Here is a 19,331-nt window from a genome sequence, read left to right on the forward strand (position 1 = left end):
CATGTGAGAGCCACTTTGCTTCTTACCTTGATGCCCGAACCTTCCAGTTGAAAAATGAAATAACCTAGGGTATGATAAAAGTATCCTTTCTGCTTTACCTGCTTTGCGCCGGTTTACTTTTTACGACGGGTTCCTGCGGAAACCGTAAATCGCAGGACGAAAACGAAGTCAAAACTGATACTGACTCCGAGGTATCTACTGGCCGCAACAGGCCGAACATCCTCCTGATCGTGGTGGACGACCTGGGTTATTCGGACCTGTCGCCTTTTGGCGGTGAGATCCGCACGCCCAATGTGCAGCGCTTGGCCGATAATGGGTTGATTGTGCAGCATTGCTATACCACACCGCTCTGCGCGCCCTCACGGGCCATGTTCATGTCCGGTATGGACAACCACATCAGCGGTGTAGGTGCTATGCCTCCCTTTCAGGCAGCCAGCCAATACATGCAGCCCGGTTACGAAGGGTACCTGAACGACCGGGTGATGACCCTGCCTGAAGTACTGCGGGAAAATGGCTACCATACCTACATGAGCGGCAAGTGGCACCTGGGGCACGAGGAGGGCAGGCGGCCGTTTGAAGAAGGCTTTGAACGCAGCTTCTCTTTCCTGGGCGGAGGGGTGAGCCACTTCAACAACATGTTCCCCTTGGGCCCGGAGGAAGTGATACACACCGTGTACTACGAAGACAGCGTGCAGGTGGAAAAACTGCCGGATGATTTTTATTCATCCGACTACTACGCCGATAAAATGATCCAGTACATCACCGAGCAAAAAGACGAGGCGCCTTTCTTCGGTTACCTGGCTTTTACCGCCCCCCACGACCCGCTGCATGTGCCCGACGACTGGATGGACAAGTATAAAGGCGCTTACGACAAAGGCTACGATGCCATTCGCCAAGTACGGATGGACAACATGAAAAAGCTGGGCCTTATTCCTAAAGACCTTCCAATGAACCAGGGCTCAGGTGATTTTAAAAAGTGGAATCAGCTCTCAGCGCAGGAGAAAAAGCTGCAAGCCCGCCGCATGGAACTTTACGCCGCTATGCTGGAGATCATGGACCTGAACATCGGCCGCGTGCTGGATGCCCTGCAAAAGGCAGGCAAACTGGAAAACACGCTGGTCCTGCTGATCGGTGACAACGGGGCCAACCCCAAAGACCCTTCTTTCTACAAAACCAACATGAAGCCCTTTAATAACAGTCTGGAGAACCTGGGGAAACCAAACTCTTTTGTTTCCTTGGAAGGTGGATGGGCAGAGGTGACCGCTACGCCCTATTCATACTTCAAAACCACCACGGGTGAGGGTGGCGTTCGGGTCCCATTCATCATCTCCGGGCCAGGTGTAACCAGAAGCGGAATAGACCCCACCAACCAGATTCTCGGAACGGACATCATGCCAACCCTGCTGGAGATCACAGGCATCAAGCGACCAGATACCTACAAAAACAACAAGCTGGCGGAGATGACGGGCAAATCTTTTGCGGGTATGATGGATGATGGGAATAGTGAAGTACGTGACGGGAAAACCGGTTTTGGGATTGAAAGCCTCGAAAATAAAGCCTATATCAAAGGGGATTGGAAGATCCGGCTCATCATGCCGCCCTTCGGAGACGGAAACACCTGGCAGCTCTTCAATTTGCAGGACGATCCGAGGGAACAGCGCGACCTTGCGGAGCAAAACCAGGACAAACTGAATGAACTGCTCGGTGACTGGAGCACTTACACCCAGGCGGTAGGCTATATTCGGTACAATGGGGGCAGGGCGTACGAAGTGCTGGGGCCAAAGAACTTCTTTAAATCTGAGCTGGATTCTGCGAACCGTGAACTGCTTGAGAAAGCAAAAATGAATATGGTTCGAGGGGGAGAGTAGCTTTAGGGATAACTTCCAAAAGCTCTTTTACAAAAATTGGACTTCGCACATGTTGATTTCTGCAACACGAGTCTTACATATTTTCTGCAGCATGTTTTGCCTAGCGGTCTCTTGCCGGCAGGGAAGCCTGCAAGAAGAGAAGACTGTTTCGGCGACTGGGGAACCGACCTCCTGCCATGAAAATCTGCCATCCCGGTTTGCAACAACCGGCCAGTTGGTGCCTGCTAAAGCTGGCGAGGTTTCGCACGAAAGGATGGTATGGGTTGAAGGAGGGACCTTCTACATGGGCGCTGCCGACGCGGAAGGAAGGCAGGATGAATACCCGCTACACCCAGTGACAGTGGAAGGCTTCTGGATGGACGCCACCGAAGTGACCAACGCGCAGTTTGCCCGCTTTGTAGAAGCCACCGGCTACGTGACTACGGCCGAACGGGCGCCGGATTGGGAGAAACTCAAAAAGCAGCTGCCAACGGGCACCCCGAAACCTGCCGATAGCCTGCTCGTCGCAGCCTCGCTGGTCTTTACGCCACCCGACCATGCTGTTGGTCTACAGGACGCACGGCAATGGTGGTCCTGGAAAAAAGGGGCTGACTGGCGGCACCCGCAGGGGCCAGGGAGCAGTATAGCAGGCAAAGAAAATCTGCCGGTGGTGCAGGTGTCGTGGGAGGATGCGGTGGCTTATGCCACCTGGGCCGGCAAGCGCCTGCCCACGGAGGCAGAATGGGAATTTGCGGCACGGGGAGGAGCCAAAAACCAGCCATACCCTTGGGGAGCGGAGCCGCCAGAGAAAGGCAAGCCGAAGACCAATACCTGGCAGGGGAAGTTTCCAATTCAAAACAGCGGTTGGGATCAGTATACCGGCTTAGCTCCGGTCAGTTCATTTGCTCCCAATGCCTTTGGCTTATACGATATGGCCGGGAATGTATGGGAGTGGTGTGCCGACTGGTACGATCCAACCTATTACAGCAACTCTCCAGTCAAACCCATGGCAAACCCGAAAGGACCAGTCGTTAGTTTCGACCCCATGGAGTCCTCTGTTCCTAAAAAAGTGATGCGAGGCGGTTCTTTTATGTGCAATGCTTCGTATTGCCTGGGCTACAGAGTATCGGCCCGGATGAAATCCTCACCTGATACCGGGCTCGAGAATACGGGTTTCCGGTGCGTTTCTTCGCAGTGAGCAGTAGCAATCACCGCTCGGCTTCAACATTTCATTCTCCCAATCAAAGACCAGATACCATGTGTACAACTGACTCCTGAGCAGAAGGCACGCACTGAATCCAAGTTTCTGAAAGAGGTCGGATACCTACTGGCTATACCTCCCACCTAGAGGGCAATCGAACTGATATTGGCAAACCCACACAAAGTATAACCGACACTGGCCAAGAGTTAGCCAATGCATCACACCTCTTACTTAATCGACACGGGTTGATAAACATTTATTTAAACCAAATGCATTGGCATTCGCTACTTTATTAAGTAGTATTACTCTGTCTAAACCAACAAATTAAAACTTATGGAACTTATCAAAAAGCTTTTGAAGGAAATCGAGGAAGAAGGGCAGAAAACCCGCAAAATGCTAACTATCATACCAGACGATAAATATGATTGGCGGCCTCATCCCAAAAGCATGCCTGTAAAAGACCTCGCACTGCACATTGCTGATCTGCCCACCTGGGTAACCTTAGCTGTTACAACTGATGAGCTCGACTTCGCTGCCAATCCTTACAACCCTGGGAATGTAAATAACACCGAGGAGCTCTTAACGCTGTTTGAGAAAAACCTGACAAAGGCCAAAGCAGATATGGAGCAGGCAACAGAAGCGCAACTGGAAGGGCCCTGGACGTTGCGTAACGGTTCTGTTGTGTACATGACCCTATCGAAGTATGAAACCATACGCCATGCGCTGGCGCAAACCATCCACCACAGGGCGCAGCTTGGCTTATACCTGCGCTTGCTGAACATTCCAATCCCGGGTAGCTACGGACCAAGTGCCGACGAGCAGGGCCTGTAGACAACCACCTTGGCCGTTTTGACAAGTGAGTTTCGTCTCCGGATGTCGGACTGATTAATTTCTCCGCCTTGAAATAGGTTGACTAAGCGTCCTTAATCGTATTGACTTCTGGTGGTCCGGCAGTAGTGAAGTCTCTATTTCGGCAACTGGATAGTATTCGAAATAAAATAAAAAAGCCTCTCAGTGTTAACTGAGAGGCTTTTGTGTAGGCCAAAGGATGGAATTATCGAACCATTTCTACCATGATATAACCTTATTGGATAGAATTATCGCGATATCGCGATTTAAATCCTTGAGATACTATTTATGGTAAAGCTCATTTTGAATTTTAATTGCAAGAGTTACAACTATAGGGCCAACAGGTTGAACAGACTTTGCTTGTTGTTCAGGTAAACAAAGGTGTAGCCATTGCGCAACATCTTTTTCTCTACCAGTTCAAAGTGCTCTTTTTCTTTTACCTCAATGGCTATCACAACAGCACCTGTTTCGCGGCTATGTTTTTTTACATACTGAAAATAAGTAATGTCGTCTGTCGGGCTCAAGGTATTATCTAGAAATTCGCGTAAGGCACCGGCGCGTTGCGGGAAGTTCACCACAAAGTAATGCTTTAGGCCCTCATACAACATACTGCGCTCTTTAATCTCTTCCATCCGGGTAATGTCGTTATTGCTGCCGCTTACTACGCACACCACGTTTTTATCTTTTAACGCAGAGGCATAAATTTCCAGGGCTGCAATCGTAAGGGCTCCGGCGGGTTCCACTACCATCGCTTCTTCGTTATACAAACGCAACATGGTGGTGCACACTTGGCCCTCGGGCACCGGCACTACTTCATGCAACCTGGTTTTACAGATCTCAAAAGGAAGATCACCCACACGTTTTACGGCCGCACCATCTACAAACTTATCAATTTCCTGTAAAGTAGTGTTCTCACCGTTCCGGATAGAAGTCAGCATCGAAAGTGCACCCTGTGGCTCCACGCCAATTATCCTGGTTTCCGGGCTTAGTTCGCTGAATACCGCGCATATACCCGCCGCCAAACCGCCCCCGCCAATAGGTACAAACAAATAATCGATGGGTGCTGTAGCATCAGCCAGAATTTCGAGGCCAATAGTGCCCTGGCCTGCAATAACCAGTTCGTCGTCAAAAGGGTGGATAAAGGTCATCTGGTTTTCTTCGCAGTACTGGCGTGCCGTATCAGAAGCATCATTAAACGTGTCACCTATCAGCACCACTTCTACATTGTCTTTTCCAAACAATCTTACCTGTTTCACTTTCTGGAATGGGGTAGTCTGGGGCATAAAAATTACTGCCGAAATATTTAATTTCCGGCAGGCATACGCTACACCCTGCGCATGATTTCCAGCACTGGCACATACCACACCCCGGCTTCGGTCTGCGTCAGAAAGTGAGGCTATTTTGTTGTAAGCGCCCCGTAGTTTATAAGAGCGTACAGGCTGCAGGTCTTCTCTTTTCAGGTACACCTGAGCTGCAAATTCCTCGCTCAGGTTTGTGTTTCTGGTCAGGGGCGTGTGCAGGGCTATCCCTTTCAATGTTTCCCTGGCCTCGTAAATTGTATGTAGCTGCATGTTACGTTCGATACTAAATGGTGCCAGGCGCTTCATCCCTGATGAGGCACCTGGCAATGGTCCTTATTTTTTTGGTCTGAGTTGGCGCACCTGGGCTCCCGTCTGCCATAGTTCGCTGTTGCGTAGTTCGGCAAGTTCAGTTTCCAGTTTCTCGCGGTAGTCTGGCTGGCTGTTAGTGCTGATCACGATCTCGGCTTCTTTTCCGGTTGCTACGCTGTCGTATAGTTCGGTAAACAAGGGTTCGGTAGCCTCCCGGAAGCGGCCCTTCCAATCCAAAGCGCCGCGCTGGGCAGTAGTAGAGCAATTGGCATACATCCAGTCCATGCCGTTTTCGGCTACCAGAGGCATCAGGCTTTGGGTAAGTTCTTCTACTGTTTCGTTAAACGCTTCGCTGGGGCTATGTCCTTTTTTGCGAAGCACATTGTACTGCGCTTCAAACAGGCCGGCAATGGCTCCCATCAACACACCACGCTCCCCGGTCAGGTCGCTGTATACTTCTTTCTTAAAATCTGTCTCAAACAGGTAACCGCTCCCTATGGCTATGCCCAATGCCAAAGCCCGCTCTTCGGCTCTGCCGCTGACGTTCTGGTACACAGCATAGCTCGAGTTCAATCCCTGTCCCTCAAGAAAAAGTGTGCGTAAAGAAGTACCCGAGCCTTTAGGCGCCACCAGAAAGACATCCACATTAGCGGGCGGAACGATCCCGGTTTTTTCATGAAAAGTAACGCCAAATCCGTGCGAGAAGTACAGCGCTTTCCCTTCCGTCAGGTGTTTTGATACAACCGGCCAGGCGGCAATTTGCCCGGCATCTGAAAGTAAGTTCAGTAGTATAGTTCCTCGTTGGCAGGCTTCCTCCAGTGCAAAAAGGGTTTCGCCTTCCACCCATCCGTCTTTTAAAGCTTTTTGCCACGATGCTGAATCTTTACGCTGGCCTACGATCACATTGATCCCGTTATCGCGCAGGTTTAATGCCTGTCCCGGGCCCTGCACGCCATAGCCGAGCACGGCTATAGTTTCGTTCTTCAACACTTCCTGCGCTTTTGCAAGCGGAAATTCATCGCGGGTGACTACATTTTCCAGTTCTCCGCCAAAATTTATCTGTGCCATTTTCTGAGTTGTTTTTAATGTTTTTTTGATTGTTTTAGTCTTCGATTTGGTTTCTAGATCACCCTCGCTCGCCGGAGGCAAGTGTGTGCAACTTGCGGACTCCGGCCACTTTAAACTATAGTTTAGTTGAAGATCGAATCATTAAGCTGTGGCAGGACGCCACAGGTAGCTCAGCAAGCCACAACTATAGCAAGTCACGCGCATGGACGTTCGGGCCATGAACTATAATTTGCTTTCTGCCTTCAGCTTTGCATCGGCCACTTCAATAATCCGTTTTAGTTGTGGGATAACCTTTAGTGCCAGTTCCGGGCTGATGTCAGCTGATACACAGATCAGGCTTAGGTCCTTCAGGGCATTGGCACGTAAGTTCAAAGTCGTGATGTTGACTCTGTTACGGGTGAATACTGTGGTTACTTTTTCCAGCACGCCTATCTTGTTTTCGGTGTAAATTTTTAGGGTTTGCATAGGTTCAGATTTATTCGAGTAACATGCCATCAACTGCCGCACCGGTAGGCATCATCGGGAATACATTTTCTTCGTTCTCGACCAGCACATTCAGCAAAAAAGGCTTTTCGCTATGTAGCATTTGCTGTATGGCTCCGGGCAGTTCTTCACGTTTCTCAACACGTAGCGCGTTTATCCCAAACGCTCTGCTGATCTCGGCAAAGTCCGGGTTTTCCATTTTCACGAAAGAGTAGCGGCCATCAAAGAACATATTCTGCCACTGGCGCACCATCCCCAGGAAATTATTATTCAGTACCACCACCTTCACGGGTACTTTATATTGGGCTATAGTTGCCAATTCCTGTATCGTCATCTGGAAACACCCGTCGCCGATAACAGCTACAACTTCGCGGTCCGGGGCGCCAGTTTTTGCACCTAAAGCTGCCGGCAAGGCAAATCCCATAGTGCCCAGGCCCCCGGAGGTAAAGTAGCTTTTGTGTTTCTGGAAAGGGTAGTAGCGCGCGGCCATCATCTGGTGCTGCCCCACATCGGCAATCACCATCGCTTCGCCGTTCGTCTGCTCGCCCAGCACCCGGATCACCTCGGGCATCGTTAGTTTTACTTTGGCAGGATACAGCGCCTTCCGGCGTACTTTTTCTTCTTCCTGTGCATCCAGTTTTGCAAACTCTACCAGCCATTCAGTATGGGAATAGGTGTGCAGTAAAGGAGTGAGTTGCTCAAGTATCGTGAGGGCATCACCCAGCAAAGGCACATCCGCTTTTACAACCTTGTTCAGCTCCGAAGGGTCTATTTCGATGTGGATGACCTTGGCCTGCTTCGCATAAAAGTTCAGGTTTCCGGTTACACGGTCGTCGAAGCGCATGCCTATGGCCAGCAACACATCGGCTTGGTTGGTGAGCAGATTGGGCGCATAATTGCCATGCATACCCAGCATACCAACATACAGCGGGTGACTGGTAGCGATACATGACAAACCATGCAGGGTGCAGGCCACAGGGGTTCCGGTCTTTTCTGCCAATGCCAATAACGCTGCTTCGGCTCCAGCTATACCTACTCCGTTTCCGGCCAGTATCAGCGGGCGCTGCGCTTGGTTCAGCAAGGTAGCAGCCTGCTGCAGCTTCTTCCGGGTAAAGCCGGGTTCTTTTTTATAGTAAGGCAGCTCGATTACAGGCGTATAGTTAAATGACTTTTTGAGTTCGGCAAACTGGGCATCTTTTGTCACCTCTATCACCACCGGACCGGGTTTGCCACTTCGGGCTATAAAAAAAGCTTTTGCCATCGCGTCGGCCACTTCATCGGCATCCGTTACCTGGTAGTTCCATTTGGTTACTGCCGCGCAAACGCTCATGATATTGGCTTCCTGAAAAGCATCCGTTCCCAACAACCCCGAACTTACCTGGCCCACCACACATACCATCGGTACACTGTCCATCAGGGCATCGGCGAGGCCGGTTATAAGGTTGGTAGCACCGGGGCCGGAGGTGGCAAACACCACCCCGACCTTTCCGCTTGCACGGGCATAGCCTTCGGCGGCATGGGTGGCTCCCTGCTCATGGCGCACCAGGATGTGGTTTACTTTGTGGTTGAAATCATAGAGCGCATCATAGATCGGCATGATCGCGCCACCCGGATAACCAAAGATGGTATCTACGCCTTCGGCTACCAGGCTGCGCATCACGGCTTCGGCGCCGGTACAGGTGCTTTTAGCGGTCGGTGAGGCAGCCTTCTGAGGCGCAGCCAACTTGCCTGGCATATTTGTATAAGATTCCATTTTTAACTTTTAAAGGTGGCTGATTCCAGTTCTGTTTTCTGTTTTCGAGGGTTTGGTCATCTACCAGCAGGTTAATTTTCCGGTTCAGGATGTCGAGCTCGATGGTATCTCCGTTTTGCACCAGTGCCAGCGGCCCGCCATCGTAGGCTTCAGGTGAAATATGCCCCACCACAAATCCATGCGTGCCCCCGCTGAACCTTCCATCAGTGATCAGGGCTACTTTATCGCCCAGGCCGGCGCCCATAATGGCGGAAGTAGGTTTGAGCATTTCTGGCATGCCGGGACCACCTTTTGGACCCACATACCGGATCACAACTACACTGCCAGGCAAGATTCCTTTGCGGGAAAGGCTGTGCATTAGGTCGGCTTCGCTGTCGAATACCTGGGCTGTTCCTTTAAAGTATAAGCCTTCTTTACCGCTTATCTTTGCCACACAACCCTTGGGGCTCAGGTTGCCATACAACACCTGCAGGTGGCCCGTTTCCTTCAGGACCTGAGCCAAGGGCTTCACCACATCCTGGTCTTCAAAATTCAGATCCGGAACATCCTGTAAATTATGAGCTATAGTTTGGCCGGTAACTGTCAGGCAACCGCCGTGTAAAAAGCCTTGCTGCAACAGATATTTCATTACGGCAGGTACGCCACCTACCCGGCACAAATGCTCCATCAGGTATTTTCCGCTTGGTTTTAAATCGGCCAGCACCGGGGTTTTGTCGCTGATATGCTGTACATCTGCTTGGGTTAGTTCCACGCCTGCAGTGGCGGCGATGGCCAGTAAGTGCAGCACGGCGTTGGTGCTTCCACCCAGTGTTACTACTACTGTCAGCGCATTTTCCAGCGATCTTCGGGTGATGATGTCGGATGGTCTGAGGTTCAGTTCGAGCAGGTGCAGCATGGCTTTCCCCACGTTCTGGCATTCGTCTTTTTTACCTTCGCTCAGGGCAGGAAGCGAAGAGGAATAAGGCAGACTCATACCCAGCGCTTCGATAGCCGCTGCCATCGTATTGGCTGTGTACATACCGCCGCAGGCACCAGGCCCGGGGCAAGCATTTTCGATCACGCCGCAGTAATCTTCCTTCGTTATTTTACCAGAAAGCTTTTCACCCAATGCCTCGAATGCCGATACAATATTTAACTCTTTGCCTTTATAGTTGCCGGGCGCTATAGTGCCACCATAGATCATCAGAGAAGGGCGGTTAAGGCGTGCCATGGCCATCACGGCACCAGGCATGTTTTTATCACAGCCGGCTACAGTTACAAGGCCATCGTAATAATGGGCGGCACAAACTGCTTCTATCGAGTCGGCTATCACTTCGCGGCTTACGAGCGAGTAGCGCATCCCTTCGGTTCCGTTAGTAATTCCATCACTGATGCCGATGGTGTTAAAGATAAGCCCTACCTGTTGTTGTGCGTTCACCCCGGTTTTTACCAGCGCGGCCAACCCGTTCAGGTGCATGTTGCAGGTGTTGCCGTCGTAGCCCATGCTAGCGATGCCTACCAACGGTTTCTGAAAGTCGGTTTTGGTAAGGCCAACTCCATGCAACATCGCCTGTGCGGCAGGAAGGGTATCGTCCTGGGTAAGCGTTGCACTGTATTTGTTTAATTGACTCATGTTGGTTTTGATTCCCGCTTTAGAATGATTACTGTTCGTTTGATACTAATTCTGGCTGAGGTTGCCGTACCAGTTTGGAGTAGTGTTCCTGTAGTTTTTTGCCAAGCGATTCCGACCAATCCAGCGGGAATCTATAGTTGTCTAACTGTGCAATGCCTATGATCTCGGCTGCCGTTCCGCAGTAAAAGGCGCTGTCGGCTGTTTTCAATTCTTCGGGGGTAAACTGTTTTTCTTCGCAACGCAGGCCAAGTTCGGCGCACATTTCCAACACGGTGGCGCGCGTAATGCCGGGTAATATGTTGCCCAGCGCAGGCGTAAACAGTTTGCCGTCTTTTTCCATAAACAGGTTGGCTCCGGGCCCTTCCGCTACAAAACCTGCCGCATCCAGCAGCAGTGCTTCGTCGTAGCCGTTTTCTTTGGCGTGCACTGTGGCCAGTATAGAATTGATATAGTGGCCGGTAACTTTGGCTTCCACATGCACCGATTTCGGGTTAGGGCGCTGGTAGGGAGAAGTGCACAGGTTCAGCATTTTGTCGCCCAGGTAAGCGCCCCATTCCCAGGCTGTGATCAGCAGGTTTACACCGGTCGGTTTGCTCAGGCTCATGTTCGGGTCCAGGTACACCACGGGGCGCAGGTAAGCATCCTGCAGGTTGTTCTGGGCCAGCACCTTGTACGAGGCCTCCACCAGTTCTTCCACCGAATAATCAAGCTGGATGTGGATCAGGTCACATGATTTTTTCAGGCGTTCGTAATGCTCTTTTGCTTTAAAGATGCTGGGGCCATGTTCGGTTGCGTAGGAGCGTATGCCTTCGAATACCCCATAGCCATACTGAAGGGTCTGGCTGTAGAGGTTCCCGTTAGCTTCTGTGGCCTTTACCATTTTCCGGTTCAGGTAAACTACTGTGTCGTGGTTATAATACATGGTACTTGGGTTTAAAATAGTTGATGAAAAGTGAGTTTCGGATTTGGAGTGGGCTAAAACAAAAGCGCCATCCTTGTTGGGGATGGCGCTCAGCTGCTTTCTATAGTTCAGTTTCAGCAATACATCCCCCGCACGATTGGAATAATCGCGATAATAATAATGCTGATAATGATTATGGTGCTGTGCAGGTGGTTCATTGGGGTATGGTTGCTTGTGGTTTTATGGTTGTTGCTATAGTTGCGTTAAATAAAAAAGGCCGCCCTGGTGGGGCGGCCTCTGTGCTATCTTCAGTTTTATACTTCCAATTATATGCACATATATCCGCCCATGACCGGTGAAATAATCACGGCGATAATAATAGAGCGAATAATAATTTGTGCAGCTGTGTTTTTCATGATGGCACAAAGGTAAAATTATTTTTTCCTGAGAATCAAGTAAAAATTAACTTAAAATTTAAATTCCATGAATATTACAATTAATTTACTGTGCATTAGGGGACATATAATATTAGTTACTGGAGCTTACTTTAGTGAGTAAGTGGAAATATTCTTGACATAGACATCAGATGATATAGCAATGAAAGGACTAATAAGAAAGAGTAGCAACGCTAAAAGGGTTTCTTCTTCTCTGGAAACAAAAAAGCCGCTCCACATGACGTGAGGAGGCTTTTTTATTGTAGTAGTCCGTAGGGGAATCGAACCCCTGTTGCCAGAATGAAAATCTGGAGTCCTAACCCCTAGACGAACGGACCGTGCTACTGTATTGCGGGTGCAAATATACAAGCCTATTCTTAGGAAGCAAAGATATTTTTAAAAAAATGAGGGCTGGCGTTTTTTATACCTTAGTAGTACGCTCGCACAGCTGACGATAAAGGTTGACCTGATCATTTTTGTAAACTTCGTCTTATCTTGTGCCGTTATACCTTCATTCAGTGAAAAATTTAAATACTATGTCAAAAAGAGCATTTTATACTGGTGTAACGCCAGAAGCATACAACGAACTCAAGAGCAAACTACAGACCTACGGTATGAATTTGCAGGGGAACAGCGGGCGCATAAACGAGAAAGGCGTCAATGCCAACTTCAATTACGACCCCAATGCCGGGTCGCTCGAGATCAGCGATCTGTCAGTCGGCTTCCCGGCCAGCATGATGATCAACGCCGACAGCCTGATGCAGCGCATGGACGAGATGATTTCTAAGTATGGGGGCCGCGCTGAGGTATAAGCCATATCCTGACGCAGATAATGCCGTATAAGAAAACCACTTGAACTTAATACCTAAACGAAACCGAAAATAACTATGGAAAACGATAACAAGAGCAACCAGAATGCCGGCGAAAGCAAACAAAGCCAGGGCAAGAAGGAACCAAGCGCTCTCAAACTTCTGCAGCCACACGATATGTCTAAAACAGTGGAGTCGGCTATGCACGTATTTCAGGGTAAGCACGACAAACTGCCCGAATTGCTGCACGACGTAGGGAAACTGGTGCTGCAGGGCGCCCGCCGCATGAGCACCACACAGCTTATTCTGACTGCAGGCGCTGTAACGCTCGGTGCGGTGCTGGTTGCCAAGTATGTGGCCGAACAGGACTTCGACTTTGAGGATTAGCAGTTTATATAAATCTGACAGAAACCCTTCACCAAATAGTGAAGGGTTTTTTTGTGCCTGCCCATTTCTGGTACGTCCTTTGCAATTGGAACCTATATAGCAAGCGTCTATATTTACCGCATTGTTTCTAACCCTTTTTCAACAGAATTATGAAAAAAGCATCTTTTATTGCCTTGGTATTTTTGCTGGCGGCCATGTTCCCTGCTCTGGCCCAACAACAAATACTGCCTCCCCTTATCAGCGTGAACGGAATAGGGGAGGTGAAGCTCGAACCGAACGAAGTAGTGGTCACCCTGGGAGTGGAAACACGCGAGAAGACCCTGGACCAGGCACGCAAACAAACTGATAAGCAGGCAGCCGCCATCATCGCCTATCTGCGAAAGCAGGGGGTGGATGCCAAAGACATCCAGACTTCTTTCGTTAACCTGCAGCCCATTTATGCAGGTAACGAATTTGGGAAAGCCCAGCCCGAGTTTTATATGGCGCAGAAGACGATGACCATTGTGATCAAAAAAATCAATAAGTTCGACGAGCTGCTTTCCGGGCTGTACGACAATGGCGTGAACCGCATCGATAACATCTATTTCAGGGTGTCAGACATTGAAAAGCACCGTGCTGAGGCCCGTAAGAAAGCAGTAGCCGACGCCAAGCAAAAAGCCAATGCTCTGACAGCTGAACTAGGAGCCAAGGTAGGCAAGGTATACTCCATCAATGAGCACACCTCCAATGGTTCGCCACGCATGGGTTATGCGAAAATGGCAATGGACATGGAGATGGCACAGAGTGGTGGCCCTTCCATTGCTGGTGGCGAAGTGATCGTAACATCAACCGTCAACGTGAGCTTTGTGATAGAGCAATAGCCCATACAGATATACAGCATTAAAAAGAGCTCTCTGGTTTGTCAGAGAGCTCTTTTTGGTTTGATGTCAGGTATAGGACAGGGTTGATTAGCCCTGCTTCTGAAAGCGTTCGATCGGCCTGAAGTTGTTCACATCATCGAGCAGAAAACTGATCGGCTTGCCGGGGTCTGCCAATATTTCTTTTTCGCGGATATCCCAGGGCTTGAGCATCTCCTCGAGCATGTGTGCGTAGGCGGTCATCTCCCAGGGGTTGAAGATTTCGTTCGTCACATCGTCGATGATGGTGTCAAGCGTGATGTGCGTGTCACTGGGCTGGAGGGGCCGTTCGAAATACTCTGGTATCACATTGAAAATGTAGGCCGCATAGAACACCCGCGCCTTGAACTCCGCCACCTGAACCGGATGCAGCTGCTGCCCCTGTGTGAGGCGGTAAAGTTTGCCCAGTGCCCTGCCGATGATGCCATTGTCGAGGAGCGTGCAGACTAGCACAACCGGACCCAGCTTGATACTGAAAGCCATGGTTGTCAGCTCATCCTGATACTCAAATGGCAGATCGTCTTCCGTAGGGCTCACCTCCAGCATAAAGAGGGAGCAGGGCAGAAAATCAGCGAACTCCACGGGCACCCGCATCGATTGCAGCACTTTGAAGAACTCCCGGAACTTGCCCAGCATCTTCGGGTTCTCACTCACCGGATTTTGGGGCATAATCAGCGGGTCAGCCTCTTTGATCAGTTCGGTGATCAGGGTACCGTAATACATCTTGCCAATCCACTGAAACAGCTTTTTAGGGTCCAGCGCCTGCAAGCCTGCTATACCTTGTTCAGTAGCCACCGCTATTTCCTCTTCAAGCGGAATGACATGCTGGGTATGGCAGTGGTCGCAGCAGGGAATGGTCAGTTCACCGTATGTTGTAATGCTCTTATCGAGCAGCAGCAGTTCCTTGTCGCGCAGTTGGTATTTGTCCTGCAGCCAAGTCGCAAAAACCGGCGTTCGATTCTCAGGTTCGGTATGAGCCCCGCACAGAAAGCAGTGCTTGTCGCTGAACTGCATGTTCGGAAACGGGTCGTATAGTTTCAATTCCGTCATGGTCGTGTCGTTTGGAGGTGCAAAGATACGAAGAAGTGCTTGTCGGTATCAGGATTTTCAGATTTAAGAGCGATCCTACCCCCAGGGATTAGCTGGATTACGGTGCACGATTGACACACCCCTGCCCATCTCGAGAGGGGAATTTCTGCTATTGCAAATCCTAAAGTAGAAGCTTCATAGATTTTGTGACCGTACATACCACTGGCAGGTATAGCAAGGCTAACTTGCACGCTCACGATGAAACAGATAGCGGTGCCAGGTGCGTTTTTCGACGCTCCACTGTTGGGGGTGAAGGGGTCCCCCTGTCAAGAGCGTTCAGCGAGTTTGGAGCGTCTTGACTTTTTGCTTACTGGGGGTAGGGGCCCTCGATTTTTGTGTCAAGACAAAAAGTGAGTGCCCGCCGCACAGGCGAAACAGAAGCCCTCATGGCTAAGGCAAGCTATGAAACAAGACCGGTTGCTATACCTGCAACTACACCAGATACAAGTATACAGGTACTATGCACCAGCGGCCAGAGTCCGCCTGCTAGCTCACACTCGCGGGACGCGAGCGAGGGCATAGAAGTAGCTATGCTTATACCTATACCTGGCCAGAGGCCCCACGTTAGCAGACACGAGCGTGGATGCTCGTGCCATAACCGGTATTTACAGGATCATCCTATGGAAAATTCAGAAATGATCAGAAAAAGAGAAGTGAGAAAAAAAGTTTAACAGCAAGCCTGTAAGCCGGGTTCTGTCGCTGGGCCGAATCCCAACGTCTTATCATTTATCTAGGCCTGCACTCGCGCGCAGGCTCCATCGACCTACCCACTGACATCGGACGAGCAGCCCTTAGCCCCGCCGAAGCGAGGCGCTGTCAGCCTATTTGGTCTTTCAACTCCTAAGGTTTACCCAGCCGGACTGGTCACCCAGCCGCTGGTGCGCTCTTACCGCACCTTTTCACCCTTACCGGACTAATGACTAATGATGAATGAATAATTATTAATTACTCATTACTGATTAATCATTAAATAGCCCGGCGGTAATTTTCTGTGGCACTGGCTGTAGCCTTCCCGTCTCCCGGAGGGCCCCTTCCCGTTAGGAAGTAGGATGCTCTGCGTTGCCCGGACTTTCCTCTCCTCCCAAGCGGGAGCAGCGATAAGACGGCTTGCTGTTAAGCTTTCTATACCTGCAAAGGTATAATTAATTGTTGATGGTTAAATTGTTAAATTGTTGTAAGAAGGGAATGGTTCCAATTCCTATGTTGCTTTACTGACGCTGGTTGATGGTCACCTGATCCTAAATCTTTGGTTATAAAGAATCATGGAGGAAACAACAATTTAACCATCAACAATTTAACAACTCACTCGCTAAATCACTCAGTCACTCAATTATCTGAGCCTCACCAGCGTGGCCCCATACCCGAACTTCTCTTTCTTGGCGTCTTCGAAGAAGCGGATGCCGGGGGTGCGGCTCAGGATTTTCTGGATCTCTTTGCGGAGCACGCCGTTGCCGGATCCGTGTATGAAGATGATCTCGTGCATGTTGGCGGCCATGGCGCGGTCCAGTGCGTCCTGAAACCGCTCGAGCTGTAGCTTGAGCATGGCGCTGTTGCTCATGCTGCTGTGGTCCTCCACCAGTTTTTCGATGTGCAGGTCTACTTCGTGCTCAGGAGCCTGTACCTTGATTTGCTCCTGCGAGCCGGGTTTTTCAGAAAGCTGCTCTTTGATCTTGTCAGTGTCAACGGCTACCGGTTTGGTGTCGAGCTGGAAGAGGTAGGCCTCTTTGTTGAGCACCGGCGCGGTTCTCTTGCTCTTGTAAAAGGAGTTGGCGCGGAACTGCACTTTCTTGGTCACCGGCTCAAACAGGCTCGGAGCACCATTTCGGTGCTGCAAAAACTGCACGATCAGCGTCGGCCATTTCTCGAAATCCTTCATGTGGTAGTGGCTCACCACGCGGCTCGCCTTTGGGGCCAGCTTGTCGTTCTGCAGTCCGCGGTACTGGTTGTTGCGCTCCTCACCAGAGGTAAAAAGCACATCGTAATCGGTGTTGTTCACCACCGTGGCGGCCAGCAGCTCGTCTGACTGGTGTACCATGGCCAGGTAGATTCCCTTTTCGGCCAGCACAGGGGCGGGTGGTTCTTTGCGGGCCGATGGTTTTGCTGCTTCAGGCTCGGCATTGCGGAAAGCCCTGGCTTCTTCCGGCGCAATCAGCACGATTTCCCGGCGCGAAACAGGTATCGTAAAGTCATTGTCGATGGCAACTTCCACAATGTTGTTGTTCAGTATGCGGGTAATGATGCCCTCTTCACGGCCCGACATCAGGCGCACGCGATCTCCTACGTTCATAGTCTTTTATGTTTATGGCCAGGGTATAAGCTGTTGCTGGCTATACCTTGGTGTGTACATGCAAATAGATTTTACGCAAAGATACGATTTGTGCGGCGGAATAAACGACCTGATTTAGAAGTATACCGGATGGAAACGCAGGCCGTCCGTGCGGTTATACTCCAGGGCGGGAGCCGGGATTTTGATGATGTTGAGCACGTAGAGCGTGGTGTTAAGCACCTTGCTGCGCCCTTTGAAGTGCATCAGGTTTAGGTCAGGGCTCAGGTAAAACTGTCGTCGGTCGTTAAAACCACGGGCTTCGTTCAGTTCCGGATCGTTGTAGACCATACCCTCCGCACCGTAGCCAACCGCTATACTCAGCCATTTGGGGTATTTGCTTTCCTCTTTCAGAAAATCCCCCACATTCACAGAGAGCCAGTACGTTTGCCCGTTGTAATCTTTGAGTACCTGCTCGGGCATTGTATGGCCCAGCACATTGGGTCGTTCCGCAGCGTAGTGGGTAGTCTGGAAAGAGAACTTTGGCATGATGCGCACCTCCCGCCAGGCCAGTTCCTGCGCTACCACGGCCGCCGAGCCGACCGTGTTGGCAATGGCATCACCAACCGAGGCACCATAATCCGCCTGAAAGCCGTCGAAAACTTCGATGGGCGTCTGGAGCAGGATACCCGTCAGGCCGCCGTACAGGATGGCTTTTTTATCCGGTACGCCGGCCCAGCGCAGCAGGTCTATACCTGCCCGGCTCTCGTGGAAGGCGCCCCAGAAGTGCCCCGCTTTGTCCATTTGCTTCCACTGGCGGTTGTCGTTAAAGAAGTGAAAGCCTGTGCGCTCCTGCTCTTTGTACCAAGCCTTGTTTAGTGAAACCAGCATAGCCGTATACCCCACCGCAAAGCCGGAGCCAAGCACCAGCAGCCGGTCCTTATTTACCTGCGCGGCCGTAGAGTCAGAAACAGCGGCCATACCCTGGAGGGGTTGGAGCAGCAGCAGTATACAAAGCCAGAAAAGAAGCAGGTAGCGGTACATCGGGCCAAAGATACACAACACCTGCCTATTGTGCGCTGCTTAAGTGCCGCCGCTTTCTTTAAAATCAAGGATTCGATTTCCTTTCTATCTGGAGGCTATACCTTGGGCAGCAGCCGGGCTAATTCGTGAAAAGCGGGTATCATATTGATTCAAAAGAGATGAGATGAATATTCTGGTTGTTGAGGACGAGCCAAATGTGTTCGCCTTTATTAAAAAGGCCTGCAGGAACAATCCTATGATGTGGATGTTGCCTATGACGGACAGACTTAAGTCTTGCCCTGCAAAAAGATTATGCGTTGATCGTGCTGGACGTGATTCTGCCCAATTGCAACGGCATACAGGTATGCAGCGAGATCCGAAAGCACAACCTGCATGTGCCCATCCTGATGCTCACCGCGCTGGGAACCACCGAGGACGTGGTGAAGGGCCTGGATGCGGGGGCCGACTACTACCTCACAAAACCCTTCAAATTCAAGGAATTGTTGGTACGGGTAAGGGCGCTCACAAAGAGAGCAATCTGATGCAGTCAAACGGGAAGCTGGTAATCGCTGACCTGGAGGTAGACCTGGACACCAAAGCCGTCACACGAGGCGGCGAAGAGATCATCCTGACTGCAAAGGAGTTGTCCTTGCTCGAATACTTTATCCGCAACAAGGGCAAGGTACTATCGCGCCTCGACCTGCTCGAAAGCGTGTAGGATCTGAATTTTGACCTGAGCTCCAATGTGGTGGATGTTTACGTGAACTACCTGCGGAATAAAATCGAAAGAGGCTTTGATACAAAGTTGATCCACACGGTGATCGGCATGGGATATGTGCTCAAAGCGTAAACGGAATTGGCATGACTTTCAGAACCAGACTGGCCCTTTATTTCATCCTGCTGTTCGCTGCGATCAGCTTACATTCAGTTGTATCTGGTCAGGCTTGTGTCTGGTGTTATACGCACGTATGATGGTGTGGGCCGGAAATAAGGTATAAGGAATTTAGGATTATAACCTTCTGAAGAAAAAACCTGTACTAACAGAAGTTTTTGAAGAACAGCCTCCTTAAATTATACCTGTTCACAGACAGCTTTTTCTTTACCTT

General features: G+C 50.4%; 16 protein-coding genes, 1 tRNA gene, 1 other RNA gene and 1 pseudogene. 8 read left to right on the forward strand and 11 right to left on the reverse strand.

Features of this window, described 5'->3' with window-relative positions; genetic code table 11:
- The first annotated feature begins 71 nt into the window (after positions 1-71).
- The 3 genes from B0B12_RS01295 (at position 72) to B0B12_RS01305 (ending at position 3,879) form a co-directional block, all read left to right on the forward strand.
- The gene (locus B0B12_RS01295) at positions 72-1,868 is read left to right on the forward strand and encodes an arylsulfatase (RefSeq protein ID WP_083704045.1); all 1,797 of its coding nucleotides are present in this window, start codon (positions 72-74) and stop codon (positions 1,866-1,868) included.
- A gap of 91 nt (positions 1,869-1,959) precedes the next feature.
- Positions 1,960-3,045, forward strand: a complete 1,086-nt coding sequence (locus tag B0B12_RS01300; RefSeq protein WP_083704046.1) for a formylglycine-generating enzyme family protein — start codon at positions 1,960-1,962, stop codon at positions 3,043-3,045.
- 336 nt (positions 3,046-3,381) lie between these two features.
- On the forward strand, positions 3,382-3,879 hold the full coding sequence (locus B0B12_RS01305) for a DinB family protein (protein ID WP_076665705.1): 498 nt from the start codon (positions 3,382-3,384) through the stop codon (positions 3,877-3,879).
- A 347-nt stretch (positions 3,880-4,226) separates the two neighbouring features.
- Here the strand turns inward: B0B12_RS01305 and ilvA are convergent, their stop codons facing one another.
- The 6 genes from ilvA to B0B12_RS01335 all read right to left on the reverse strand — a co-directional run bounded on the left by ilvA (position 4,227) and on the right by B0B12_RS01335 (position 11,345).
- Positions 4,227-5,468, reverse strand: a complete 1,242-nt coding sequence (gene ilvA, locus B0B12_RS01310; RefSeq protein ID WP_076667576.1) for a threonine ammonia-lyase IlvA — start codon at positions 5,466-5,468, stop codon at positions 4,227-4,229.
- Between the two features lie 63 nt (positions 5,469-5,531).
- On the reverse strand, positions 5,532-6,575 hold the full coding sequence (gene ilvC / locus B0B12_RS01315; protein WP_076665706.1) for a ketol-acid reductoisomerase: 1,044 nt from the start codon (positions 6,573-6,575) through the stop codon (positions 5,532-5,534).
- Between the two features lie 222 nt (positions 6,576-6,797).
- The gene (locus tag B0B12_RS01320; protein ID WP_076665707.1) at positions 6,798-7,040 is read right to left on the reverse strand and encodes an ACT domain-containing protein; all 243 of its coding nucleotides are present in this window, start codon (positions 7,038-7,040) and stop codon (positions 6,798-6,800) included.
- 10 nt (positions 7,041-7,050) lie between these two features.
- A complete protein-coding gene (ilvB, locus tag B0B12_RS01325) occupies positions 7,051-8,811 on the reverse strand; it encodes a biosynthetic-type acetolactate synthase large subunit (RefSeq protein ID WP_076665708.1) in 1,761 nt (586 codons plus the stop codon).
- Entirely contained in the window at positions 8,744-10,423 is a 1,680-nt protein-coding gene (ilvD, locus tag B0B12_RS01330) for a dihydroxy-acid dehydratase (RefSeq protein ID WP_076665709.1), read from the reverse strand. Before ilvD ends, ilvB begins: the two co-directional genes overlap by 68 nt.
- A gap of 28 nt (positions 10,424-10,451) precedes the next feature.
- Complete coding sequence (locus B0B12_RS01335) at positions 10,452-11,345, reverse strand: branched-chain amino acid transaminase (RefSeq protein ID WP_076667578.1); 894 nt, start codon at positions 11,343-11,345, stop codon at positions 10,452-10,454.
- Between the two features lie 23 nt (positions 11,346-11,368).
- Here B0B12_RS01335 and B0B12_RS20060 point away from each other — a divergent pair, with 23 nt between their 5' ends.
- Complete coding sequence (locus tag B0B12_RS20060) at positions 11,369-11,683, forward strand: hypothetical protein (protein WP_139337745.1); 315 nt, start codon at positions 11,369-11,371, stop codon at positions 11,681-11,683.
- 341 nt (positions 11,684-12,024) lie between these two features.
- Here the strand turns inward: B0B12_RS20060 and B0B12_RS01340 are convergent.
- Positions 12,025-12,096: transfer RNA gene (locus B0B12_RS01340), tRNA-Glu, on the reverse strand.
- 198 nt (positions 12,097-12,294) lie between these two features.
- On the opposite strand from B0B12_RS01340, the gene B0B12_RS01345 reads away from it, so the two are divergent.
- The 3 genes from B0B12_RS01345 to B0B12_RS01355 all read left to right on the forward strand — a co-directional run bounded on the left by B0B12_RS01345 (position 12,295) and on the right by B0B12_RS01355 (position 13,814).
- A complete protein-coding gene (locus B0B12_RS01345; RefSeq protein ID WP_076665710.1) occupies positions 12,295-12,570 on the forward strand; it encodes a hypothetical protein in 276 nt (91 codons plus the stop codon).
- A gap of 75 nt (positions 12,571-12,645) precedes the next feature.
- Positions 12,646-12,954, forward strand: a complete 309-nt coding sequence (locus tag B0B12_RS01350; protein ID WP_076665711.1) for a hypothetical protein — start codon at positions 12,646-12,648, stop codon at positions 12,952-12,954.
- Between the two features lie 149 nt (positions 12,955-13,103).
- A complete protein-coding gene (locus B0B12_RS01355) occupies positions 13,104-13,814 on the forward strand; it encodes an SIMPL domain-containing protein (protein ID WP_076665712.1) in 711 nt (236 codons plus the stop codon).
- Between the two features lie 87 nt (positions 13,815-13,901).
- Here the strand turns inward: B0B12_RS01355 and B0B12_RS01360 are convergent, their stop codons facing one another.
- From B0B12_RS01360 to B0B12_RS01375, 4 genes are all read right to left on the reverse strand, one after another.
- The gene (locus tag B0B12_RS01360; RefSeq protein WP_076665713.1) at positions 13,902-14,900 is read right to left on the reverse strand and encodes a hypothetical protein; all 999 of its coding nucleotides are present in this window, start codon (positions 14,898-14,900) and stop codon (positions 13,902-13,904) included.
- Positions 14,901-15,605: 705 nt separating this feature from the next.
- Positions 15,606-16,053: RNase P RNA component class A (rnpB, locus tag B0B12_RS01365), an RNA gene on the reverse strand.
- A gap of 216 nt (positions 16,054-16,269) precedes the next feature.
- Positions 16,270-17,226, reverse strand: coding sequence for a DUF2027 domain-containing protein (locus tag B0B12_RS01370; RefSeq protein WP_076665714.1), 957 nt, complete (start codon positions 17,224-17,226; stop codon positions 16,270-16,272).
- A gap of 114 nt (positions 17,227-17,340) precedes the next feature.
- Complete coding sequence (locus B0B12_RS01375) at positions 17,341-18,183, reverse strand: DUF2279 domain-containing protein (protein ID WP_076667580.1); 843 nt, start codon at positions 18,181-18,183, stop codon at positions 17,341-17,343.
- 226 nt (positions 18,184-18,409) lie between these two features.
- On the opposite strand from B0B12_RS01375, the pseudogene B0B12_RS20770 reads away from it, so the two are divergent.
- Positions 18,410-19,075, forward strand: a pseudogene (locus B0B12_RS20770) (response regulator transcription factor).
- The last annotated feature ends 256 nt before the right edge of the window (positions 19,076-19,331 follow it).

The organism is Pontibacter indicus, from assembly GCF_900156345.1.
In the GTDB taxonomy this organism is placed as follows: Bacteria; Bacteroidota; Bacteroidia; order Cytophagales; family Hymenobacteraceae; genus Pontibacter; species Pontibacter indicus.